Origin of the sequence: Meiothermus sp. Pnk-1 (assembly GCF_003226535.1) — a bacterium.
Lineage (GTDB): Bacteria > Deinococcota > Deinococci > Deinococcales > Thermaceae > Allomeiothermus.
Map to the genome: position 1 here is coordinate 125,890 of NZ_QKOB01000002.1, position 24,698 is coordinate 150,587.

Sequence of the window (24,698 nt, forward strand, 5' to 3'; positions counted from 1 at the left end):
AACCCATCGTTCTAAAGGATCTTGACCCTGTAACAGACCTCACCACTGCCTCCTGCGCTCACACTCCCGACGCGGACCACGACCAAACCGCTGGAGACTTCACCGGCATCGGCATCGGCACCGTCTGTCAGAATTGTACCGTTCAGGCGCAGGCTTCCGGTGACATATGCACTGAAAAAGGGAATGGGGTCGGTGATGACCACCTGGGTCACGGTCTGGGTGCCTTGGTTGCGGTAGGCGATGCAGTACTCGAGCACCTCTCCGGGCTTGGCGAGGGCGCTGGTGGAGAAGCTGCCGCTACAGGTGCCGTTGGGGTTGGTGAGCGCCCCGCAGTTGCGCACCTGCTTGCTCAGGGTGAGTTCGCCGGGGGCTTGCACGGTGGTGGTGTCGGTGAGGGTGCGGGGGTCGCTGACGCTGGGGTTGCCCGCCCAGACCAGGCTCGAGCCGAGCTGGGCTATATCCACGCTGCCTACAGGCTTTCCGGCGGGGATGATCCCCCGCAGCTCGAGGGCACAGGCCCGCAGGCTGCCGTCGGCCTCACGGGGCCAGCTGCTGCCTACGCTAAAGCTAAGGGGAAGGTTCTGGAAATCCTCGCCGGGGTCGAAGCTGCCGTTGCAGTTGGCGTCCAGACGGGCCTGGTAGGTAAAGCTCCCGCCGCTTTGGCTAAGGGTGACGCTTCCCAGGGTGCCGGGGCGATAGAGGTGGCTATAGGTGATGGTGCCGGGGCTGGGGGCCTGGCCGGCGCTGTTGGGGTAGAGGCGGCTCTCGCGCACCAGGCCGAAGTTGTACCCGGCGTAGCTCTGGCCGTTCGCGAAGGTGAGGGTGCGCTGGCGGGCAGCGGGGTCGGCGAAGCTCGAGGCCAGGGTGACGCTACCGCCCGCGACATTGCTGCCGGTGGCCGGGTTTTGCGGGTGCGAGAGGGTTAGGTTGCCCGCGCTGAAGAGGCTGGCCGGCAGCCACAGGGTGTAATCGCCAGAGGTATCGGTGAGGGCGGTGCGGGTGTTGGCCCCCTGGGTGGCGCTCACCGTCACCCCCGGCACCCCGCGCTCGCCCCCGTCCTGCAAGGCGTTGTTGGCGGTACCTCCTGCCTCGCCGTCATCGTAGAAAACCCGCCCGCTGACCCGGCTGCCGTTGAAGAGGCCAAAGTCCTGGCCGCCGATGTTCGAGGTGCTTACGCTAAGGCTGCGGCTGCCCGTCATGGGCTCCACGAACAGCCAGCCCGCCGGGGGGGTGGGGGTGGTGGCGCTGGCCGAGTTCGTCACCACCAGGGTGTAACTCCCCGGCACCACCCCGTTGAAGGTAAAGCTTCCCGTACCTGCGCTCACCGCCACACTCTGCACCACGCTCCCCCCCTGCACCAGGTTGACGTAGACCGTGGGGCCGCCGCTCCAGTCCTCGGAGGGCTCGCGCACGGCGTTGGGCTGCTGGTCCTGGTAGATCCGCCCCGAGAGGGTCACCCCCTGAACGGTGAGGGTGGCGCTGGCGGGGTTGGGGCTATTGCCCAGGTCGGTTTGCAGGGCCCCTGCGGGCAAGGTGTTGGTATAGCTACCTGGGCTGTTGCTGGTGACCTGGACGCTTACGGTGCAGGTGCCGCCCGCCGGGATCTGGGCTCCACTACCCAGGCTCACCGAACTGCTCCCGGCCGCTGCCGTTACCGAACCGCCCGGGCAGGTGGTGCTGGCCGCCGGGGAGCTGGCCACCACCAGGCCTGCGGGCAGGTTGTCTATCAGGGCGGAGGTCAGCGTGGCCACAGCGGCGTTGGAGTTGCTCAGGGTGAGGGTCAGGGTGCTGGGGCTCCCCACGGGGATGCTTCCGGGGCTGAAGGCCTTGGCCAGACCCGGCGGGGTGGGCACGCTGGCGCTGGCGCTAGCCGAGGCGGCCTGGCTGAAGGCGGTGCCCAGGGTCTGGCTGTTGTAGTCCACCCGGGCGGTGTTGGTGAGGGTCTGGCCGGCGGCGCTGGGCAGGACCTGCACCCGGAAGCGCACCGTGGCCCCCTGGGTGGGCAGGATGAGGCCGCCCTGGGTGGCGTTTGCCCCGGTGCCGAGCCGGAAGCGGACGCAAGGGGGGCTTCCGGGAAGCTCGCTGCAAGCGGAGCTGTACTCGGCGATGTCGTCGCCTGCGGCGTCGGTGAAGGTGCCGGTGGGGGCGCCGGCGGCGTTTTGCACTACCCGGAGGCTACCCGGCACGTACTGGGTCCCGGAGGGGATGGGGTCCCGCAGCACCACGTTGGTGGCCCCGTCCCCCCCGGTGTTGGTGAAGCCCACGGTGTACTCCAAAACGTCCCCCACCACCACGTTCCCGCCGTTCAGGTCCTGCACCGTCTTGGTGAAGGAGGTGGTGAGGTCGGGGGCGTAGAGGTCTATGGCGAAGGTGAAGACGCCGGGGTAGTACCAATCGCCCCCGGTTTGGAAGGCGAAAGTGGCCGAGGTGGCCCCGTTGGGCAGGCCGCTCACCTGCAGGCGGTCTATGTCAAAGCCGAGCTGGTTGATGTAATTGGGGGTCTTGCCGGAGACGTAAGCGCCCAGATCGCTGATGGTGGAGTTGAAGAAATTGTCGGCTGGGTTGACCGCGTTGGAGAGGGTAGCGCTGAAGCTGCCGCTGTTTAGCGTCACGCTATCGCCCTTGGTGCCCAGGTCGCCCTCGTAGGCCACCATGCCCAGCCGGGCGTTCACCGGGCCGCTCAAAGGCGTGATGAAGCCGCTGACCGTTATGGAGACGCTGGGGTTTGAACTGGTCACCGCGGCGAAGCCATCGTAGACCCTGAGGTGGCGCAGGGGCTCGCCGGAGCGCTGGTAGACCACCACCAAGCTCCAGCCAGCGTAGGGGCTGGGGGCGGTGCCGCTGGTGTACTGGGTGGCCTGCACGTTGGCCACCCAGTAGGTGCCGCTGCCTCCGGCCTGCACCAGGGAGGTGACCTCCGCAAACCGCTGGTAGCGGATGTAGCCTGGATCTGAGTTCGCGTAGTCGGTCTGGGTAGCGGTCAGGGTCTGGTAGCCGCTCATGGCAGGCGTGCGGAAGCCCACCTGCGCGGGGCTGGGGGGGGCGCTGCCCTGGTACTCGGCTCCCCAGTAGAGCCCCGCCCAGAGCACCGTGGCCCCGGCGGGCAGGCTCAGCGTGGCCGAGGAGGAGTTGAAGGTGGAGGGGTCGGTGTCGGCATCCACGTAGACCATGGTGAAGTCGTTGTTGTTGAGGGGGGAGCCGGTACCGTTCCGGGCGTTCGCACACTGGCCGGCATTGCTGGCCCCGCTGGCCGTGGAGCAAGTCATCAGGGTGTTGCCGATCAGCAGGATGTCGCCCTGGGTATTGGTGTTATAGCGGGAGGTGAAGTTGCGCACCACCTGGGCCTGGGCCAGGCCCAAGGCGAAAGCGGCCAAAACCAAAAGAAGGCGCTTCATCGGCTACCCCCCAAGACATCCAGGCGCACATAGAACCCTTCCCGCACGGTGAGTCCACCCCCGAAGGTGTATCCTGCCGCCACCCAAAGCTCTTCCAGCAAGCGGTAGCTGCCCTCGAGGCCCCAGGCCCAGGTGGCGGCCCCCAAAGCCGGGGTGAAGGTGCGGTAGAGGGCGCCGCCGATCCCGAAGCTGCGGCCCAGGTAGTAGGTGGCCCCCAGCCCGAGCTGGTAGGTGTTGCCCGCCCCGTCGTCGGGCAGGATGCGGTAGGCCAGGCTGGGACGGAGCTGGAAGGAGGACGCGGGGTAGTAGCTGAGGGCGGCCTCGCCCTCCAGCGTCCGCTCGGTGCCGCTTTGGAGCCGGTGGTAGGTGAGCAGGGTGACGTCGCTGCCGCGCAGGGCGTAGGCCAGGGTGAAGCGGCCTTCCGGGGTGGGCAGCACCTGGTAGGTGGCGTCCAGCGAGAGGGTCTGGCGGGGGTCCAGGCTGCCCGTCGCCCCACCCCGCAGGGTGAGCTTGGCCTGGCCGTTTTGGAAGGCCACTTCGCTTCCCGCGGTGGCGGAAAACTCCCCGCTCTGGTAGCGGGCGGCCAGGCCGAAGGCACTCCCATCGGCCCCGGTGGAGAGGCTGCGCTCGTACCCGGCGTTCAGGTTGAGGCTCCATTTTTCGTCCAAGGGGAGGGGCGCCTCGAGGCCGAAGCGGGCCCGGTTGCCCTCGCCGGAAGCGCCGGGAAGCTGGTAGGAGAGGGCCAGGTTGGCCCCTCCCAACTTCTGCTTGAGCCCTAGCGAGCCCGAGAAGCCCCCGCCCCAGGTGTAGCTCACCCCCGCTTCCGCGTCGAGGTTCGCCCCCAGCGGGTAGCGGGCGTCCAGGCGGCTCACCGCCTGCGCTTCGAGGCGGAAGGGCTGGGTGTGGGTGAGCTGGAGGCTGACCCCCTCCCCCTCGTAGCGGCCCCGCAGGAGCGCTCCCAGGCTCTCGCTCTCCCAGGTGTAGGCCAGACCGGCGCCCACGGTAAAGGCCGGGTTCAGGGGTTGTTCGTAGAGGAGGGCGGTCTGGTTTTGCTGGCTGCCTACGTGCTCGAGGGCGATTTTGCCCCCCGAGCCCAGGGTGGCCGCCACACGGGCGCTGCCCTGTACCCTATCTTCCACGCCGAGGCTGGCCTGACCCTCGAGCCCTCCCTGCCGGAGGCGCCCTTCAAACCCCCAGTGGCTCTTTCCATCGAAGCTGTAGCGGGCCTGCAAGCCATAGCCCTCCGCCTCGTAGCCCACCTGGGCTCCCCACAGGAGCCGCTCGAGCTGGGCCAGCCCCAGGCCGAACCTCCAGCCCCCGCTTTTGTACTCGAGCCCCGCCCCGAAACCGATCCGGTCGCGGGGGGCGTTTTCCGGGGCATAGGTGACGCGCAGGCGCACCGGCTGGAAGTCGGGGGTGGTGGGCCAGAGCGGTTTGGCGAGGGTCAGGGTGCCGCTGGGGTAATCCAGCGTGTAGTCTTTGAGGCGCTCGAGGACGGTTTCCTGCTGGCCCTCCAACAGCACCACCTTTTCGCTTCCCGAAAGCACCGGCTCGCCCAGGGAGTAGATCCGGGTCCCGTCGGGGAGGATCTCCCGGGTCCGGGTCGTGCCGGGCAGCAGCGCGGCGAAGCCCTTCAGGCTGAGGTCGCCCCGGGTTTCCCCGCGCAGGGCGGTGGCCGCGGGCAGATTGCTCACCCCCGGCACGCTCAAGCCGTCGGCGTAGTAGCCGAGGCTGAAATGGGGGTCGTCGTAGCGCAGGGCGATGGGGTCGTCCGAGCGCAGGGCGGGTTTGGCCTCTTGGCCCGAGCCCAGCAGGGGGAAGCGCCCGGTGGGATCCACTTGCCGGTCGAGGCCGCCGTTCAGTTGGGGGTGCCCCTGGTCGAAGCCCAGGGCGGCGTCAAGGGCTCCCTGCAAGCGGCCCTGGCCGAGGGGCAGCTCGAAGTAGCCCCGCGCATGGCCGAAAGCCTCCACGGTCTGCCCTACCCGCAGGCCGATGCTGCCTTGGTACTGGTAGAGCGTGGCCTGGCTACCCGGCACGAAGAACTCGGCGGCGCTTTGCAGGTTGTTGTAGGCCAGCTCGAGCCGCACCTGCCCAGGGGTGCTGAGGGGCTTGAGCCGCAGCACCGCCCGCCCGTCCTTGAGCAACACCTGGTACCCAGCCTCGGCGGGGAAGGCGTCGGGCTCGAGCGGTTCGGCGCCCGCGGCGGCCACCGTGAGCGGGCCGAAGCCCGAGGGCAGGCCCAGCGCGTCCTGGGCCAGCAGCTCGAACTCCAGGGGGGAGCGCCCGTCGGCCAGGAGCTTCAAGGGGCGGACCAAGAGCCGCACCGGAGCCCCGGCTAAGAAGACCTCTACCTGGTCGTGTAGCTCCCCGGCGGATAGCTCGATCCGGTTCAGCCCCGGCTTCAGCGGCAGGCCGTAGAACTCCAGCCGCTGCACGCGGGTGGACTCGTCGTACTGGGCCTTACCGAGCGATTGGGCGGTGGCTGCCTCGCCGTTTACGTATAGTTCCGGGTTTGGCCCCAAGGGCAGCTCGAGGATGACGCGGATGCGCTCCTCCCGGAACACCGTGCCCGGCTGGGGTTCGCGGATGAACCCCTGGCGTTCTCCGGCTTGCCAGGGCCGGGCTTTCTCGGCCTGGGCGAAGGACAGGGTGCCTTTGAGGAAGACTTCGCGCTCGCCGGTGCGCAGGGTCAGGGTGGGTTCTTCGAGCGCGCCCAGCGCGTCGCGGTGGCGCAGCGTATAGCTGAGGGTGCCGCGGGGCTTTACCGGGAGTTCCCAGAATAGCCGCCCCTCGGCGTCCACCTTGGGGTCGGGGAGGGGTAGCCCGTCCAGTCGGCTCGAGCCCGGCTCGTAGGTGGCCCCGCTCGGGGGGCGTTGGGTGATGAGCAACCGCTCGCCCTGGCCCTCTAGGCTAAACGGCAGTTCGATTTGCGATAGGCGGATGGGCTCGAGCCTCGGCTTCACCCGCAGGGAAGCGGTAGCCGGGGAGGCAGCGGGGGTGGTGCCCAGCCAGGCGCTGACTTGGTTCTCGAGGGCACCCAGGAGGTTGGGCCGGGCGGGGAAGGTGAGCTCTCGGGCCTCGCCCGGGGCGAGGGTCAGCTCGAGCGCGCTGGCCTCCAGGCCCAGCCCGGCGACGGGATTCTCGCGCAGGGTGAGGGTGAGGGGGCGGGCCAGCGGGTTGCTCAGGCGGGCTTTGAAGGTGGCCTCACCTCCCGCCACCACCACCCCTGGCTCGGCCACCTGCTCGAGCCCCACCAGACGGCGGCGCAGGGTGTCGGAGGCCGCCTGGTCCCCTCCGTCCGAATGCAAAGTCGCCCGGAACAACCCCACCCCTTCGGGGCCGAAGGCCACCCGCACCCGGTAGGTGTGGGTCTGGGTTTGCCCCGGCTCGAGCCGGCCTTGCCAGCGAGGGTTCTCCAGGGGGATTACGCTTTCCGGCGGGGTGTCGGTGAGGGTGTAGGTGAGGGGGGCCAGCCCCTGGTTCTCGACCTTCAGCGTGACCGTTAGTTCCTCGCCGGGGACCGCCTCGCTGAACTCGAGGCGGCGGGTCAGGGTGGCGCGGGGGCGCAGCACCCGGATTTCCGCCTTCGACTCGGTCCCGTCGGCCAGGCGGGCGGTAGCGCTCAGGGTGTCCGCCGCTTCCGGGGTGACGCGACCTCCAAACTCCAGGCTCCAGCTCTGGCCGGGCCCAAGCCGTATCTCCACGGCTTGGGCCCGCTGCGGGCGTACCTCGAGGCCTGAGGGCGGGGTGAGTTCCACGGCTGTTTCCCCGGCCAAGTCGCCGGCGTTGCGCACCGTGAGGCGGTAGGTGGCCTCCTCCCCCACCGCGGCGGCGGGCTTTAGGGCCTCGAGCTGGAGGGTGAAGGCGGCAGGCTGCCGGACGGTCACCTGGGCCGCCTGCGCCAGCCCCCAGGGGGATAGCCGGGCCTCGGGGGTGAAGATCCCGCGTTCCCTGGCCCGTACCCGCACGGTGAGGGTGGCGCTTTGGTTGGCCGAGAGCGGCGCGGTAAGGCGGGGGGTGGAAAGGGCTTCCAACCCGGCGGGCAAGGCCAGCTCGAGGTCGGCGGGGAGGAAGTCGGGGAAGGCGGTTCGGGCGCTGAGGGTGAAGGCCGCTTCCTCTCCGGATTGCAGGGTGAGCTCGTGGGGCGCGAGGCTCAGGGTCACCTCTGGCCTGACCCGGTAGGTGAGGCTGCGGGCCTCCCCTGGCCGCAGGGTCACTTCCTTTGGCCCCTCGACGCTGGCCCCGCTGACCTCGGGCTTTAGCGGGTAGGTGCCGGGGGCGAGCGCGAGCTTGGCCGAGCCGCCGCCGAGCTGTACGGCCCGTTCGCCTACGCGCAGGTTGAGGTCGTAGGGGACCTCGCCCCCGGGCAGCACCAGCACGGCCTGGATTTCTAGGGTGCCCTTGGCCGGGGTCGGTTCGGGTTTGGCTAGCCCTTGCAGCACAAAGCGCACCGTGCCCCCGGGGAAGCCCACCTGGGCCTTGCCCACCCCCACCACCCGGCCCCCGCTGACCTCCGCGCGGACGAAGCGGTAGCCGTCGGGGAGGGGGCCCAGCGTGACGACCCGCACCGCGTCGCCCTCGAGGGTGTAGGAGGCCTTTAGCGGGTGGCCCGCGGTATCTACCACCTCTACTTGCACCGGGCCGGGATCTCGCACAGCCAACGTGCCGTCGGGGCTGATCTGCACCCACCGGCCAAACTGCAAGCCGATGGTGTTGGAGTACTGCTTAGCCTGAAGGCCGGGGCGAGCCAGGATGGTGTAGCGCCCAGGGCGCTCGATCTGGAAGTAGACCCACTCCCGGTCCCCCGACACCGGCAGCACCGAGAGGCTGCCGTCGGGGTTCTTGAGGCGTAGCTCGAGCTCCTTGGGGCCGTCGCCGTCGTAGATGCCGACCCGTAAGCCCTTCTCGTCGTGCACCTCGAGGGTGTAGACCTCCTGGAAGCCGTGGACTTGCATCCAAACATTGCGGGTTAGGCGGATATCCTCGAGCTTTAGGGTGGGGTTGAGGGCGATGGTGATCGCGCCTGGGTCCTGGGATGCGACCCGCAGCCGGAAGGCGTTTTTGCCGAAGCCCTGAAAGCTCGAGAGAAAGATGTACTCGCCAGGCTCGAGTCTTCCTGAATAGAAACGTTCCCAGCGGTGCGACTCGAGGCCATAAGTTTTTCGGGCCAACACTCGCCCTTGCTGGAAGTAAGCGAAGCTATAGCTGGCCGAGAGCGCTCCCTGACCCTTGTCGTAGCGTTCGTCGCCGAGTTCCTGGGCTCCGCGCATGGCCGAGCGATAGTCTTTGGGGTCGAAGCCGGGCGAGTATAGCCATAACTCGACCTGGGTGGGTTTGCTCACCAGGAGACGAGCCTCATAGCGGTTGATCTCCCAGCCCAGCTGGTCGCCGGGCACGATGCCCACCAGATCCACCGCTTGGCTCGCGGCGGGCACACTTTTTTGTGCGGAGGCTACGCCACCCAACGCCAGAGGCAAGGCGCAGAACGCCAGCAGAAGGGTGTAGAGCGTTTTGCGTTGAGCGCTCAAGGGTACCTCCAACGCGCCTGCGGGTCGGTAAGCGCGCTCTGATCTACGTCGTAGGTCAGAACCTGCTCCCCCTCAAGCCGGGGGAAGTGGAACACCTTCTCCCCGCCGCCGGCCAGCGGATCGGTAACGGTGAGATCCGAAAGCGCTTCGCGGGCCTCGAGCCTAAGCACCACCCGGTAGCCCCGGGGCAGGGGTACGAGGCGTTTTTCGATGCGCAGCGGCCCGAACTCCAGCACCGTGCTGCGGGCTGCGGTGATGGTACCCTGGGGGGCCTCGAGCGGGAAGTCGCTGGTGGTGAGGCCCTGCACGGTAACCCGGTGGCGGTAGCCCTCCCCGCTGGCCTCGGGGTGGGGGAGCAGGGAGAAGGGGGCCGAGGCCGGATCGAGCATCACCGTCCAGACCCCCGGCTCGAGGTCGCGGAAGGCGTAGCGCCCCTCGGCGTCGGTGAGCCCCTGCCAGCCGTTGCCCAGGATCACCCGGGCGCCGGGGAGGGGCAGGTCGAGCCCTGGGGTGTACCGTCCATCGCGATTCACGTCCAAAAACACCCGCCCGACCAGGGTGCCCCGGGGGGCAAAGGTACCTGGCTCGAGCTGCACCCGGGCCTGGCTCCTGGCGCTGGCCAGCGCGGTCCCTGCGCCGGTGGTGCCGAAGGCTTGGGCGGTGTTTAGCAACTCCTGGGGGGCTCCGGGGAGCACCCGGAGCTGGTAGCTCAGGCAGCGGCGTTCCTTAGCCCTCAGGGCGATTCCCTGCCATACCAGGTGGCCCTCTTGCCCGGTCGGCTCGAGGCCCTCCCCGCTGCCTGCGCAACCCCCCCCGGCGGGGTAGAGCCGAGCCGAGCCGGCCACGTACTGGGTTCCCTGGGGTGGGGTGTCCACCAACCGCACCTCCAGGTCCGCCGTGCTGGGGTTGGCCACCTCGAGGCGGTAGGTGAGCCGGTCGCCGTAGCTGGCCTTGGAGCGGTCCACCGATTTTTGCAGCAGCAAGCCCGCGCTCAAGACCCGGTTTTGTACGAGGTTGGAGCGGAGCGGGTCGGGGGTCAGGGTGGAGGTCAGGCTGAAGCGGTTGAGGATTAGGGTGTCGTCGGGGGTTCCTGGGCGCACCCGGGCCTGGAGGGTGAGGGTGCGGGTGAGGCCGGAGGGCAGATCTCCCAGCTCCCAGACCACCTGCCGGGTGGCGGGGTCAAAAGCGCCGCCATCCGAGGCCGAGGCGAACTCCAGCGCCGGGTCCAGGGGATCCACCACCCGTACCCCGCCCAGGTCTGTCAAGGTGTTCTCGATGCGCAGGGTGTAGGTCAGAAGGGTTCCCTCCGCCACCGTCCCGGTAGGGCTCACGCGCTTGCCCAGGAGCAGCCCGGCGGGATCGAGCACCGCGAGCACCTGGTCCTGGGTACGGTTGGCCTTGCCGGTGGTCACGGAGACGGCGGACAACTCCACGGTGAACCCCGCGAGCACCGCGTCCACCCGCAAGCAGTAGCGGAAGTCCCGACGAGTCCCGGCCGCCAGGGGCAGCGGGTCGGGCAAGGGCGAGCCATCCAGGCTCTGGAAGCTCCCCGTGGCCCTGCCGGGAAGCCCGGAGGCTTGCAGGGTGTAGGAGTCATCGGCCGTCCCGGCGTTCTCCAGGGTATGGGTGAAGCAGTAAGGCTGCCCGGCGATCAGGCCAACCGCTTGCTGCTGGTCGTTGAGGCTGCCCTCGCCGCCGGGAAGGGCCCGGGGGTTGCCATAGGGGCCTAGGTAGTGCGCGTAGCTGCCCAACAGCTCGAGCGCGGCCTCACCCCGCGAAGGCCCCCCCTCGCCGCTGGCTTCGGCCCGGTTGGTGCGTACCCCCGGGGTAGCCGAGACCGCCCGTACCCGGAAGGAGAGCCGGGCTTCTTCCCCGCCCTCGAGCTTGGGCAGCACCAGCCGCACCCCGCGCACGCTGGCCGGTTCGCTGGCCGTCCAGGTAGTGCCGTCGGCGGTGTACTCGAGCTGTCCCTTGGCCGCCTGGGCGGAACCGGCCACGTACTCCAGCCCGTTCATCTCGGGGGTATCCAGCCGGTCGGTGAGCACCACCGGACCCGCTGCGACCTGGTTGCCGGCGTTGCGCAGCACCAGGTCGAAGGTGGCTTCCTCGCCGGACGAAATTCGGCTTGGGCTCACCGCCTTGCTGAGCTGCAAAGCCGGGCCGCTCCCCACCTGGATATAGGCGTAGTTGTCGCTGTCCTGGGCGCTGCCGCAGGTGGCGATGGGCGAGAGGAATAGATCCCCGCTGGCCGGACTGGGCAGCACCACCTCGAGCACCAGCCAGACCTCCTGGCCCGGCGCGAGCGAGAGGCTATTCACCACAGGCTCGCCGGGGTCGCGCTGGGCGTTTTGGTTGGCATCCAGGTAAAAGCGCACCGCGCTGGGGGAGAAAGTTGAAGCTGCGGCTTGGGCCCAGGAGAGGGAAAAATCAAAGGAGGCGTTTCCAGCGTTTCGTAACCGGTAGGGAAGGTACGCCGTACCCCCGGCGGAGGCCACCACGCGCAAGGCAGGGCTGGCCGGGGTGCCATTGGGGGAGACCACCGGCACGCAAATCGCCTGCACGAGGGTCTCTACCGGGTTAGAAAGATAAACCTGACCCTCCACCGTGGCCACCGCCTGGTTGCGGATCACCGTGCCCGCCGGAGTGGCCCAGGCTAGGCCGGCCAGGGCGAGGAGGAGGGTCGAAAAAAAGCGCATTCTCTTTTGGCTAGGGGTATCCCTGCCCCGGGCAACCGACCGGGGCAGGGCCAAAGGGCTTACTGTACCTGCACCCGCAGGGTCAGGGTGATCTTGGCGGCGGGGGGCATGGTGTCGGCTGCGGTAATGTTGTTATCGCCGTTGGTATCCACCGCCACGTAGACGCTACCGCCCGCGGGCACGCTGGAGGGAGCCGTGGTGGACCAGGTGGTGCCGTTGGTGGAGTAGAGCACCGTGCCGGAGATGGTGGTGGTCGCGCTCACCGAGACAAAGGTGGTGTAGGCGGGAATGGGGTCGGAGACCACCACCTTGGTCAGGTTGGCGGTGCCGATGTTCTCGGCCACCACGGTGTAGACGATCTGGTCGCCGGGGTAGGCCTGGGCGCCGCTACTCGAGCGCACGGTGGAGCTCGAGCCCACGTAGCTCACCGCGCTCTTGTTGAGGCGCAGGTCGCCGCCCACGACGGTGGTGGTGTCGGTGACGCTGGCCGTAGCCGTGCCGCTGGCGTAGGTGGCGGTGGCGGTGAGGTTGGCGGCCTCGCTGCGGCCCACGGGCTCGCCCGCCGGGACGATCACCCGCACCTGCAGGTTGGCGCTGGCCCCGATGGGGAGGGAGAGCCCGCTCACGCTCGAGGTCCAGGTGCTACCGCCGTCGGTGGAGAACTGGTAGGTCCAGCCGTAGGCGCTGGTGTAGGCCGGGATGCTCACCGTGGCCGGTTGGTTGCCGTTGTTGGTGAGGGTGTGGGTGTAGACGATGGTGCCGGGGCTGGTCACGGTGCCGGAGCGGTTGGGGGTGAAGGAGAAGGCCCGCACCGCGTTCACGTCCACCGCGCCCAGGAGGGTATCGGAGACGCTGCCCAAGGTGGTGCTGGTGACGGTGAGCTGCACGTTGTCGCTGGTCCCGGGGGTTACGTCCACCGGGGTGGCGTTCGCGGGAACGGTCACCACGGCGATGAAGCACTTGGTCTGGCCGGCGTTGATCAGCCCGGTGCTGCTGACAGGGGCCGGCTGGGGGGTGTCCATGTTGCCGTCGCAGTTGGCGTCGGGGTAGAAGCTGACCGTCCAGCCCGTAGGCAGGGTGCTGGCGAGGTTGTAGGTGTCGGGGTTGACGCCGGTGTTTTTCACCTCGAAGGGGAAGAGGGCGCTGCCGCCGGGGTTCACCGCCGGGTTGTAGCCGGGGCGGGTGTTGTTGGCCGGGTTAGCCGGTTCGCCACCCGCGGCCCCGTCGGTGTTGTGGGCGGCATCCACGCCGTAGCCGGAGACCACCTGGCTTACGGTATCGGTGGTGGTGTCCGACTTGGAGGCATCGCCCGTGCTGGTGGCCTTCACCGTGATGGGGGTCGCGCTGGCGTTGGTGTAGCTGGCGGGGATGTTGCACTGCAGGGCGAAGCTGTAGTCGGCCCCGGCGGCCACCGGGCCCACCGGGCCGGAGATGGGCGTGCTGAGGTCGTCGGCCACCAGCTGGCAGCTCCAGCTTGCGGGCTGGCCGGTGTAGGAAAGGTTGAAGCTGTCGCCGGTGTTTCCGGTGTTGCGCAGGGTGTGGCGGAAGAGGACCGCGGTGCCGCTGTTGGCGGAGGCGATGCTCTGGGTGTCCCCGCTGCGCGTCACGGTGTAGCCGCCGGCGGTATAGGTGCCGGAAGCGCTGCCCAGAGGGTTCTGGTAGGGGCCTACCTGGACGTTATAGGCGGCGGCTACGGTGGTGCTGGTGGTGTTGGAGGTGACGGTCTCCCCAGGGTCGTTCGCGTTGCCGTTGCCGTTGGCGTCGAATTTGAGGGTGGCGGAGTTGCTGTAGGAGGTGCCGCTGGCAGCGCCGGAGGGAACCTGGGCCTGGAAGCTGAGGGTGTAGGTCGCGCCCTGGGGGAAGAAGTTGCCGCTGCCTTCGATCAGCATCCCCACCGCGTTCACCCCCGAGCTAGGCTGGGTGGAGGTCCAGGAGGTGCCGCCGTTGGTGGAGTAGATCAGGGTGACGGTCCCGGCCCCGGCGCTGCCGCTGAGGGAGTTTGCCACGTACGTGAGCCCGCTGGGGATCACGTCGGTGATGAGGATGCCGTTTTTGGCGGTACTGCCCAGGGTGACCACCCCGGTCACCGCGCCCGCCGCGCTCCCGCCGGTGTTGGAGCCCGTGAGGGTGTAGGTGATGTTCTGGCCGGGGGTGACGCTGGAGGAGGGGCTGGCCGATTTGGTCAGGGTCAGGGTAGCAGCGGTGTTGGCGATGACCCGGGCCCAGTTGTCGTTATCGCTGACGCTGGAGTTGCCCTGCGAGGTGCCGACCAAGTTGACGTTGGCGGTCTGGCCGTTGGTGGCGCTGGCCGGAACGGTGCCCTGGAGCACCAAGCAGGCCGAGGCCCCCTGGGCCAGGGTGATGCTGGTCACGGTGGGCTCGCCGGAGTCGGGTTGGCCGTTGCAGTTGGCGTCGCGAACGATGCTGGGGGCAGAGAGGTCAAAGTTGTCGGCGGTGCCCTGGGCGACGCTAAGGTTGATGGTGTCGGTGCCGTTGCCGCTGTTGGTTATGGTGTAGGCCAGGTAGGCCGGGGCGCCGGGCAGCGCGGTGCGGGTCTGGCCGGGGCTGGTCAGGTTGGCCTCGCTGGCCGGGGAGCCGGAGTGGGTGCTGTTGGGGGTAATGGTGAAGCTGTAGACCTGCTGCACTACCGTCACCACCAGGTTGGAGGTGGTGCTGCGGGGTTGGTTGGCCGAGTCGATATAAGTGGCCGAAGCCTGGTTTTGGATGCTGGTTCCCGCCGGGGTCTGGGCGAGGGCCAGGCCAAACCATAAGGACAACACCATGCCGAGTATGCCGACGAGTCTTTTCATAGGCCTCCTTCTATCTGACGACGCTGCGTAGCTTGAGCAAAACTTTTTCCTTGGGGGCCAGCTCCGGTAACACCCAGCGGGCATGGGTGTACTCCTCGGGCTTGACCTCGAGCTCTTTTTCAACTTCCTTGCCGTTTTCGCTCACCCGCACCTTACGCTTGAGCGGGGGAAGGCCATAGGTCTGTCCCCCGTCGTAGGAGAACATGGGCAGCAGCCGGGTACTGCCTCGCTCGAGCACCAGCGCGCTCCCCTCCAGGTAGCGGGTCTCCTTGGGGATGGGAATCACCAAGACCACCTGGCGCAGCGGCCGCTCGGTGGTGTTTTCGGCCTCGAGCCGCCACTCCAGGATGTCCCCCGGCTTGACCGCTAGCGCCGGTTGGAAGGTCTCGCGGGGTTGTCCCTCTCCTTTTTCCTGAACCACCCGTACCGAGCTCAGGGTGAGCTTCACCGGCTCGGCGGATTGCGCCAGGGTGGGCAACAGCCCAAGAACCGCCCCGGCAAGTAGCTGTATCGCGCGTGTCCAAAGCCTGTTCAACGCCACCTCCATGGGGGAGTCCCTTCCCTATGGAAGGTTAGACTAAATGTATAAATAGAAATTAAAAACCCGCCGGTCGCCTATGGATTTGACGCACCGCGACTCGCGAGGTTTACGTATTGCACCGGCAGCTTGATTTGGGCTGACCGCATGTTGGACGTCGTACGGCCTACGTCATACGTCATACGAAGAGGATCGTCCCTCGGGTGTACGGCGGTACGCCGTCCCGTTAGGGAATCTACCCCAGGTGTACGGGCGTAGCCCGTCCCAAAGGGAATCTACCTCTAGGTGTACGGCGGCACGCCGTCCCGATAGGGAATCTACCCCGGGTGTACGAGCTTTGCTCGTCCCGAGACGCTTCCTTCGCCGCCGGTAGGCGGGGTAGGGAATCTACCTCCGGGTGTACAGCCATAGGCTGTCCCGAAGGGGATCGTCCCCTAGGTGTACGGCGGTACGCCGTCCCGATAGGGAATCTACCCCCGCGTTTAGCGTCTGGCGTTTTGCGTATTGCGTATGGCGTACGGACGTATACCAGCCCCACCCCAACCCTCCCCTGCTAGGGGAGGGAGCACCCCGCGTTTAGCGTTTTGCGTACGACGCATACCAACCCAGCTACTAGAGGAGGGGGTATTTAGCTTCCCTGGCCCTCGGCCTGGCCGCCTACGGGCAAGGCGAAGGGTGAGATCGCCCTCTCCTGGCGGGCCATCGTGGTACCAGACCCTCAATATAGCCCGATCGAGATGAGCTTGGTCTCGAGGTATTCCTCTAGCCCCCACCGGCCGCCTTCGCGCCCAATGCCGGAGTTCTTGTAGCCGCCAAAGGGTAGGTTGGCCCCCATCGCGCTCGGCACCGGGTCGTTGACCCCTACGATGCCGTATTCCAGGGCCTCGGCTACGCGGAAGGCTCGGGAGAGGTCCTTGGTCCAGAGGTAGGCGGCTAGGCCGTAATCGGTATCGTTGGCCCAGCGGATGGCTTCTTCCTCGTCCTCGAAGGGGATGATGGGGGCTACCGGACCGAAGGTCTCCTCCTCGAGGATCCGCATCCCTGGCTTGACGTGGGTAAGCACGGTGGGGGCGTACATCAACCCGCCCAAGGCCTTGCCGCCAGCCTTGACCTGGGCCCCTTGTGAGAGTGCGTCCTCGACATGCGCTATCACCTTATCTAACCCTTGCTGCTCCACTAACGGCCCGATCTGGGTGGTGGGGTCGAGGGGATCGCCCACCTTCAGGCCCTTCACCGCCTCCGCCAAGGCCTCGGCGAACTCGGCCTCGAGCTTTTTGTGGACGTAAAGCCGGTTGGCCGAAACGCAAGTCTGACCGGCGTTGCGGTACTTGCAGAGGATGGTGAACTTCACCGCAGCTTCGATGTCCGCGTCCTCGAAGACCAGGAAGGGAGCATGCCCGCCCAGCTCGAGGCTGATCCGCTTCATGGTGTCGGCGGCTTGGCGATAGAGGAGCTTGCCCACCGGGGTCGAGCCGGTAAAGGTGATCTTGCGGATGCGCATGTCTTCCATCAACGCCCTCGAGACCGGCACCGGGTCCAAAGCCGGGAGCACTTGGAGGGTCCCGGCAGGCCCCCCGGCTTCCTCCCACAGCTTGGCCAGATAGAGGGCGCATAGAGGAGTCTGCTCGGCAGGCTTGAGGATGATCGTGCATCCTGCCGCCAGGGCGGGCGCGGCCTTACGGGTGATCATGCTGGTGGGGAAGTTCCAGGGAGTCACCGCGTAAACCGGTCCTACGGGTTCGTAGACGGCCATCTGGCGCTTGTCGGGGAAGCGCGACTGGATCAGCTCGCCGTTCACTCGGCTGGCTTCCTCTGCACACCACTCCACGAAGCTCGCGGCGTAGAGCACCTCTCCCTTGGCCTCGGTGATGGGCTTGCCCATCTCGAGCGCGGTGAGCCGCCCCAGTTCTTCCTGATGGGCTACCAGAAGGTCGAACCATCGGCGCAAGATCTTGCCCCGCTCGTGCCCGGTCTTGGCCTTCCAAGCCCTGAAGGCCTCCACCGCAGCGTCGGCAGCGGCCCTGGCCTCGGCCTCGCCGCAGTCCGCCACGTCGGCGATTTTCTCCCCGGTATAGGGGTTCTTGACCGCAAAGGTCTTGGGGGTGCGGTGCCATTTTCCGCCTAGATAGGCGGCGCTGGGGAAGTCGAAGTTTTTGACCATAGCCTTCTTAGCCTACCGCTTCGCCCGGCTTTGCAAAACACCCGCTAACCCAATTCGATCCTGGGCTTAAAATAGGCTTTCCTGGCTCACTGCTCTGACTGCGCGGTCGGCTTTAGGCCCCAGAGCATCCATCTTTTGCTTGAGGGCCTGGATGTCTATCCAGGTTAGGTGTTTGGGGCTGCCTGCGGCCCTCGAGGGGTTTCTAAGCAGATAGGCCGGGTGGAACATGGGAAAAAGCAAAATGCCGTGCCAGTCCATCCACTGCCCGCGGATCTTGGTGATGGAGACCTTCTCGCCCAGGAAATATTCCGCCGCGGTCGCGCCCAGGGGCACGATGATCTGGGGGCGAACCAGCTCGAGTTGCCTGTTCAACCACAGGCCAGTGCAGACTTTGACCTCATCGGGGAAGGGGACCCGGTTCTGGGGTGGGCGGCACTTGACGATGTTGCTGATGTAGATGGACGCTCGAGGAATCCCGGCGGCCTCTAGGATACGGTCTAAAAGCTGCCCAGCTTTACCCACGAAAGGCCGCCCGGTCTTGTCTTCCTCTTCTCCCGGCCCTTCCCCCACGATCATCACTTTGGCGTCGGGGTTGCCTTCGCCGAAGACTACCTTGGTGCGGGTCTCGGCCAGACGGCAGGCAGTGCAGACTTGCGCCTGCGCAGATAACAGCTCGAGGTTCATAATGTCTAAAGTACAAGCTTTAGGAGCGAGCGTTACTCCACGGGTTTACGAGCCTTGCGCGCTTCGCGGCGAATTTTTGGATCCAATCCAATCATTAAAAAGAAGTTCTCGAGAGCGTTTTCTTTCCCCTTGATCTCGGGGTAAGCGTCCTCGGCGGTGCCCGTCACAAAGGGGAGATTTTGATACAAGTGGATAGCCTGCTCAACCACTTCTTCTGGACCGTGCAACTCAGCGATCTCGGCAAGCTGGGCGTATACTTCACGCCGGGCTTCGGCGTGGCGCTTGAACACCTCAGGGTTGGGGGTCTCGGGCGACCGGAGGACATCCTGCTTGGCGATACGCCGGTAATGCTTGAGCCCCCGCACGATCTCCTCGGTCGAAAGCGTAATTTTGTACTCCATCCCAACTCCTTTCAGATCTACTCCCGAAAAGGCCGAAAGCAGCATGGCACTATCGGACCGGGACGTGTTGGAAGAGCAAGCTGCTTCAGCTTCCTGGCTAGGTCTGAGCAACACGCTCGCGTAGAGGAATTATAGGTGGGGGCAAAAAGCGGTGTCAACGATGGGTTGTTCTGGCGGCGGCAACCGGCTGTGGCACGGCAGGCTAGGGGCTATGGGTCGGCTGGGTTCTCTGTCCGAGCACCTTTCACGCTGGCAGGGCGGTAGGCTTGGTAGCGCCGCTTAGGCGACTTATACTCAAGGCTATGGAAAGCTTGGGGCCTTATCTTCTGCGTCGGCCCCTGGGATTGGCCGGGGATATTACGACTAAAAATGGTCAACCGCTGACCGTGTTTGAGGCTCAGGATGCCCGTACGGGCATTCCGGTTTTGGTATACCGCCCAGTGCAGGCCGCATTGCCCGAGAAGCGGGTGGAAGGAAGTTTGCCTTGGCTCGAGGCCCTCACCCCTGAGGATGGCTCAGGGGCGGCCTGGATAGCTGAGCTGCCCCTGGGGGCGGTTCCGGCTAGCCGCTATTTGGGATCGGCCCCAGCGGAGCGGCTGCGCGACTGGGTGATTGCCCTGGCTGAGACCCTCGAACGGGCGGAAGCGGCTCACCTCGAGCACGGCGCGATCACCCCTGAGCGAATCTGGGTTAAAGGCTCCAAAGCTTGGTTGGAGGGCCTGGGATTACCGATCCAGCCACTTCGCCCCGACCGGGAAGGGTTGCTCGAGAGCGTACGGGCCTTGGCTGGAGAAGACTGGAGCGGCCTTCCTTGGAAGGGAGCTTTCGAAGCTTGGGTTACGGGAAATTTGGCTGCCGAACAGCTGCGCGAGCAACTCCAAGCCGCTGCCCAAACCGTTCCTTCCTCCCGTTCCGCCCCGAAACGACGGGGATCGTCGCGCATAGAGCCAGAGGAGTTTTCTTTCCCTGTCTCACCCCGCCCTGAACCTTCTCCGGTGGAGCCCGCGCCTACTCTTGAACAAAAAGGAGAGGAGACCCTCGAATCCGCCACTACGGGGATCGAACCCTCCGACCCCTCCCCGCCTAAGTCCAAGGCCTCGCTCAAGGTAGAGATTGCTGAGCAGACCTCGGCTTCCGAGCCGTTGGACACGCATCAGGCGAGCCCTCCCAAAAAGGTGCGTATTGATGACCCCCTCGAGCCTCCTTTCCCTGTGATCGACCCAGGTTACCGCCGTAGAGCCATTCCTGGTTGGTTGCGTGGGGTGCTGTTGTTGCTTGTGCTGGTGGGAATTGGTTTCCTCGCTTATCAGTACTGGCCTCGCCCAAGCCCCGCAACCCACCCAGGTTTCACGGTGACGTTCCGGGTAGAACCTGCCGGACAAAACGCGCGAATCGAGCTGCTAGAAGCCCCCGAAGGCTCTACCATGTTGGTGGGCACGGTAATCGCGGAGGTGCCGGGGCCGGTTTTTTTTGACAAGGCCGGGGTGTACCGCTTGCGTATCCGCGCCAATGGTCGGGAGCCGAGCGAGTTGCTGCTCGAGGTCCCTGCCCCTAACGGGGTCAACATCCGACTTCGCTAGCTTCTACCCTGGCATTTTGTGTCTCGCCTTCGGTACACTCCTGGCATGAGCGTCGTCATCCTCGATTACGGCTCGCAGTACACCCGGCTTATCGCCCGGCGCGTCCGGGAGCTGAGGGCTTTTTCGGTTATCCTACCGGGGACAGCTCCGCTGGAGCGTATTCTGGCGGAAAAGCCCCAGGCGATCATCTTGTCGGGTGGTCCTAACTCGGTCTTCGATCCGGCAGCGCCACGGGCGGCGGAGGGATTGCTCGAGCAGAATCTCCCCGTCCTCGGCATCTGCTACGGGATGCAGCTGTTGGCCCAGCACCTGGGCGGGCGTGTCGAGCGGGCTGGGCGGCGCGAGTACGGTAAGGCTATCCTCTCCCGCCACGAGGGGCCGCTGTTTGCCGGGCTCGAGGGCGAGATCCAAGTGTGGATGAGCCACTCTGATGCCGTCACCGGGCTGCCCCCAGGGTGGCGGGTGATCGCCGAGACCGAGGAGAATCCGGTAGCGGCCATCGCTGCGCCAGACGGCAGAACCTTCGGGGTGCAGTTTCATCCCGAGGTGGCGCACAGCCCCAAAGGCATGACCATACTGGAGAACTTCCTCGAACTGGCCGGAGTGGCCCGGGACTGGACGCCAGAGCACACCCTCGAGACCCTGATCGAAGAGGTTCGCGCCAAGGTCGGTGACGACCGGGTGATGCTGGCGGTCTCGGGGGGGGTAGATTCTTCGACCTTGGCCCTGCTGCTCTCGAGGGCTATTGGCGACCGACTTACCGCGATCTTCGTTGACCATGGCCTGCTGCGCCAGGGGGAGCGGCATGAGGTCGAGGCCGCCTTGCGCCCCTTGGGCAGCGCCTTACGGGTGGTGGAGGCCTCGGCGCAGTTCCTCGCGGCCCTCCGGGGGGTGAGCGATCCCGAGCAAAAGCGCAAGGTGGTGGGCCGAGAATTCATCCGGGTCTTCGAGGCCGAGGCCCGCAAGCTGTCGCGGGAGGGTTACCGCTGGCTGGCCCAGGGAACCCTTTATCCCGATGTGATCGAATCGGCGGGCGGAGAGGGGGCGGCCAACATCAAGAGCCACCATAACGTGGGCGGGCTGCCTCCGGATTTGCAGTTTGAGCTGCTCGAGCCCTTCCGCTATCTCTTCAAGGACGAGGTACGCGAGCTGGCCCTACTGCTCGGACTCCCCGAGCACATCCGTATGCGCCACCCCTTTCCCGGCCCCGGTCTCTCAATCCGCATTCTGGGCGAGGTCACCCCTGAGAAGCTCGACATTCTGCGCCGCGCCGACGATATCTTCATCAGCGCTTTGCGGGAGTGGAACCTTTACGACAGCGTTTCTCAGGCCCTGGCGGTCCTCACCCCGATGCAAAGCGTAGGGGTGATCGGGGACGAGCGCAGCTACGGCTACGTGCTGGGTTTGCGGGCCGTGAGCACGGTGGACTTCATGACCGCCGACTGGGCCCGCTTGCCCTGGGAGTTCCTCGACGAGGTAGCCCGTAAGATCACCCGCCAGGTGCCCGAGGTGGGGCGGGTGGTGTACGACATCACCAGCAAACCGCCCGCGACCATTGAATGGGAGTAAGCCCAGCGGGCGAACGCCCGTGGAGGCGGCACAGGCGCACCCAACCGGTGATTTTACGCGGGGTTAGCCTGGCCCCGGGTTGGCTTCACTTGGTTAGCCGGTTCGCTCGCGATGGCTCCCGGCCTGTCTATGCCGTTAGACTCTAAGCATGATCGAGACCAAGCTGCGCTCAGAGGACCGGGAAGCCCCTCTGTTCAAAGCCAACAAAGATGCCTGGGTCAGCCTGATCAGCGATTTTCGTGCCAGCCTGGAACAGCTTCGCTTGGGCGGCGGAAAGAAGGCCATCGAGCGGCAACACGCCAGGGGTCGGCTCACCGCCCGCGAGCGCATCGCCCGGCTCATTGACCCCGGAAGCGAGTTCGACGAGCTGATGAGCTATGCCGGGTGGGGTATGTATGAGGAGTGGGGCGGGGCTCCTGGCGGGGGGACCATCGCCGGAATTGGCAAGATCGCCGGGCGCGACTGGATGATCATCGCCAACGACGCCACCGTCAAGGCGGGGGCCTTTTTCCCCATCACCGCCAAGAAGGTCATCCGGGCCCAGACCATCGCCCTCGAGAACCGAATTCCCACCGTTTACCTGGTGGACTCCGCCGGGGTCTTCCTGCCCCTGCAGGACGAAGTCTTCCCCGACCAAGATGACTTTGGGCGCATCTTCTACCTCAACGCCCGGATGAGCGCTTTGGGCATCCCGCAGATCTCGGCCATCATGGGCAACTGCGTGGCGGGCGGGGCGTATCTGCCAGTGATGACCGACACCCTGCTGATGACCGAGGGTTCCGGGCTGTATCTGGCGGGACCTGCGCTGGTCAAGGCGGCCATCGGGCAGGAGGTTACCTCTGAGGAGCTGGGGGGGGCCCGGATGCACGCGGAGATCTCCGGGACCGTCGACTACTACGAGCCCACGGACGAGGCGGCCCTCGAGCGGATCCGCTCCTTGGCCGCGGCCTATGCGGCGCCCGAGCTGGCCCCTTGGGCCAAGGAGCGTCACCCAGCGGTCGAACCCCGCTACCCCGCTGAGGATCTCTTTGGCCTGGTTTCACCCGACGGCACCCGGCCCTACGACGTGCGCGAGGTCATCGCCCGGCTGGTGGACGGCTCGGAGTTCCTCGAGTACAAGAAGGCCTACGGGGAGACCTTGGTCTGCGGCTATGCTCGGCTGGGAGGATTCCCGGTCGGGATCGTAGCCAACCAGCGCACGGTGATCAAGAAGGGGGGGCGGATCGAGGTGGGGGGGGTCATCTACGCCGAAGCGGCGGACAAGGCCGCCCGATTCATCCTCGAGGTGAACCAGCGCTTTATCCCGCTACTCTTCTTGCAGGACGTGACCGGCTTTATGGTGGGCAAAGAGTCCGAGCAGCAGGGCATCATCCGGCGGGGGGCCAAGCTGGTCAACGCGGTGTCCAACTCGGTGGTGCCCAAGATCTCGCTGATCTTGGGTGGAACCTTCGGGGCGGGGAACTACGCCATGGCGGGCCGGGCCTATAGCCCCCGCTTCTACTTCGCCTGGCCCAGCGCCAAGTACGCGGTGATGAGCGGGGCCAGCGCGGCCAAGACCTTACTCGAGGTGGAAGTCGCCAAGCTCGAGCGCCAGGGCATCACCCCCACCGACCAAGACCTCAAGGAGCTCTACGAGCGCATCAAGGGCCGCTACGAGGAGGCCCTCGACCCGCGCTATGCGGCGGCCCGGTTGTGGATAGACGAGGTCATCTACCCGCACGAGACCCGCGCCCGCCTGATCCGAGCGTTGCAAGCCTGCGCATTGAATCCGGCGCGCGAGGAGATGAAGATTGGAGTTTTCCAGGTTTGAGGGCGTAAACTTTCGCACCATCGCGGGGGCCTCATGCCCTACACTTGAAGCATGAAAATCCCCGAAAATCTGCTGGATCGGATCAACTCCAACCCAGATATTCTGCGGGGCCGCCCCCGCATCCGGGGGACGCGGATAGCGGTGTACATGATCTTGGAGGCTTTGGCGGTGGGGATGTCGGTGGAGGCGGTGCTCGAGGAGTATCCTGACCTCACCCCGGAGGACATTCAGGCCGCTTTGCTCTACGGCGCACGCATGAGCAACTACGAGTGGATCGAGCTCGATGGCGAATAAGGTTTTGCTAGACGAAAACATCCCGACCGCGGTGCTCTGGTGGTGCATCAGCCAAGGTTTCGATGTGATGACCGCACGGGAAGCCGGTTTGGTGGGCCGCTCGGACAGCGAACTCAATGCCTTCCTGCACCGCGAGGGGCGGGTGCTCATCACCTTGGACTTGGATTTTTCTGATCCCATCAAGCTGCCGGTGGGTCCGGGGCGGATCGTCTTGCGGCCTTGGATCACCGACGGCGAGCTGATGGTGCGGTTGCTGCGCAGGATGATGCGGCTGGGGTTGCCTCGCGCGGGGGAACTCTTCGTGGTACAGGTGAACGGGATCGCCCGGTACGGAGGCGCAGGATGAGATGGGTAGAGTGCCCCAGGGATTCCTGGCAGGGTTTCAAGGGGTTCATCCCTACCGCGCAAAAGGTCGCCTACCTCAAGCGCCTGCTCGAGGCCGGTTTTCGCCACCTCGACCTCACCAGCTTGGTCTCGCCCAAATGGGTGCCCCAGCACGCCGACGCCGAGGCTGTGCTGGCCGAGCTGCCTCCACCGGAGGGCCGGGAATACCTGGCCGTCATCGCCAACGAAAAGGGGATGGAACGGGCCCTGCGGGCCGAGAACGTGACCAGCGTAGGGTATCCCTTCTCCCTCAGCGAGACCTTTCAGCGCAAGAACGTGGGCAAGACCATCGCCGAATCCTGGGAGCAAGTGGCCCGCATGCGCGAAAGGGTCCCAGAGCAGCTGAACTTCGTCGTGTACCTCTCGATGGGTTTCGGCAACCCCTACGGCGACCCCTGGAGCCCCGAGCTAGCGGTGGAGTTCGTGGGCCGGCTGCGGGAGATCGGCATCCGCGAGATCGCCCTGGCCGACACCTACGGCGTGGCGACCGCCGAGGTCATCGGGGAGACCCTGCGCGCGGTGGTCCGGGCCTTTGGCCCTGAGGGCCTCGGGGCCCACCTGCACTCCAGGCCCGAGGCTACCTTGGAGAAGGTGGAGGCGGTGCTGGCGAGCGGGGTGCGCTGGCTCGAGGGTGCGCTGGGCGGGATCGGGGGCTGCCCCTTCGCCGGGGACGATCTGGTGGGGAACCTGGCTACCGAGCGGGTGCTGCCCTACCTGGCCCGGAAGGGGCTCGAGCTGGGGGTACGGCTGGAGTCGCTGGCCGAACTCGCCGGGGAGGCCGCGTTACTCCGCGCCCGCTATGCCTGAAAAGGGCTCACCTCAGGCTTCGTCGTCGCCGTCGTCTGGTA

General features: G+C 66.4%; 14 protein-coding genes. 6 read left to right on the forward strand and 8 right to left on the reverse strand.

What is annotated here, in order from left to right:
- Positions 1-11 precede the first annotated feature (11 nt).
- From DNA98_RS03455 to DNA98_RS03490, 8 genes are all read right to left on the reverse strand, one after another.
- Positions 12-3,395 carry a DUF11 domain-containing protein gene (locus tag DNA98_RS03455; protein WP_110525789.1) on the reverse strand — a complete coding sequence of 1,128 codons (3,384 nt, stop codon included), beginning with the start codon at positions 3,393-3,395 and terminating at the stop codon, positions 12-14.
- Entirely contained in the window at positions 3,392-8,923 is a 5,532-nt protein-coding gene (locus DNA98_RS03460; protein ID WP_110526507.1) for a DUF11 domain-containing protein, read from the reverse strand. The genes DNA98_RS03455 and DNA98_RS03460 overlap by 4 nt, the downstream gene beginning before the upstream one ends.
- On the reverse strand, positions 8,920-11,619 hold the full coding sequence (locus tag DNA98_RS03465) for a DUF11 domain-containing protein (RefSeq protein ID WP_110525792.1): 2,700 nt from the start codon (positions 11,617-11,619) through the stop codon (positions 8,920-8,922). The genes DNA98_RS03460 and DNA98_RS03465 overlap by 4 nt, the downstream gene beginning before the upstream one ends.
- Before the next feature lie 59 nt (positions 11,620-11,678).
- A complete protein-coding gene (locus DNA98_RS03470; protein ID WP_110525794.1) occupies positions 11,679-14,429 on the reverse strand; it encodes a DUF11 domain-containing protein in 2,751 nt (916 codons plus the stop codon).
- Between the two features lie 10 nt (positions 14,430-14,439).
- A complete protein-coding gene (locus DNA98_RS03475) occupies positions 14,440-14,970 on the reverse strand; it encodes a hypothetical protein (protein WP_370444431.1) in 531 nt (176 codons plus the stop codon).
- A 715-nt stretch (positions 14,971-15,685) separates the two neighbouring features.
- Positions 15,686-17,128, reverse strand: coding sequence for an NAD-dependent succinate-semialdehyde dehydrogenase (locus tag DNA98_RS03480; RefSeq protein WP_110525800.1), 1,443 nt, complete (start codon positions 17,126-17,128; stop codon positions 15,686-15,688).
- Between the two features lie 66 nt (positions 17,129-17,194).
- Positions 17,195-17,812, reverse strand: a complete 618-nt coding sequence (locus DNA98_RS03485) for a uracil-DNA glycosylase (protein WP_110525803.1) — start codon at positions 17,810-17,812, stop codon at positions 17,195-17,197.
- Positions 17,813-17,844: 32 nt separating this feature from the next.
- On the reverse strand, positions 17,845-18,213 hold the full coding sequence (locus tag DNA98_RS03490) for a hypothetical protein (RefSeq protein WP_110526510.1): 369 nt from the start codon (positions 18,211-18,213) through the stop codon (positions 17,845-17,847).
- A gap of 302 nt (positions 18,214-18,515) precedes the next feature.
- Between DNA98_RS03490 and DNA98_RS03495 the strand changes: the two genes are divergently transcribed.
- The 6 genes from DNA98_RS03495 to DNA98_RS03520 all read left to right on the forward strand — a co-directional run bounded on the left by DNA98_RS03495 (position 18,516) and on the right by DNA98_RS03520 (position 24,657).
- Positions 18,516-19,793: a hypothetical protein gene (locus tag DNA98_RS03495; protein WP_110525806.1), complete on the forward strand. Its 1,278-nt coding sequence runs from the start codon at positions 18,516-18,518 to the stop codon at positions 19,791-19,793.
- A gap of 45 nt (positions 19,794-19,838) precedes the next feature.
- A complete protein-coding gene (gene guaA, locus DNA98_RS03500; RefSeq protein ID WP_110525809.1) occupies positions 19,839-21,362 on the forward strand; it encodes a glutamine-hydrolyzing GMP synthase in 1,524 nt (507 codons plus the stop codon).
- Positions 21,363-21,510: 148 nt separating this feature from the next.
- Positions 21,511-23,172, forward strand: coding sequence for an acyl-CoA carboxylase subunit beta (locus DNA98_RS03505; protein WP_110525812.1), 1,662 nt, complete (start codon positions 21,511-21,513; stop codon positions 23,170-23,172).
- 51 nt (positions 23,173-23,223) lie between these two features.
- The gene (locus tag DNA98_RS03510) at positions 23,224-23,466 is read left to right on the forward strand and encodes a DUF433 domain-containing protein (RefSeq protein ID WP_110525815.1); all 243 of its coding nucleotides are present in this window, start codon (positions 23,224-23,226) and stop codon (positions 23,464-23,466) included.
- On the forward strand, positions 23,456-23,812 hold the full coding sequence (locus DNA98_RS03515) for a DUF5615 family PIN-like protein (protein ID WP_110525818.1): 357 nt from the start codon (positions 23,456-23,458) through the stop codon (positions 23,810-23,812). Before DNA98_RS03510 ends, DNA98_RS03515 begins: the two co-directional genes overlap by 11 nt.
- Positions 23,809-24,657, forward strand: a complete 849-nt coding sequence (locus tag DNA98_RS03520; RefSeq protein ID WP_110525821.1) for a hydroxymethylglutaryl-CoA lyase — start codon at positions 23,809-23,811, stop codon at positions 24,655-24,657. Before DNA98_RS03515 ends, DNA98_RS03520 begins: the two co-directional genes overlap by 4 nt.
- The last annotated feature ends 41 nt before the right edge of the window (positions 24,658-24,698 follow it).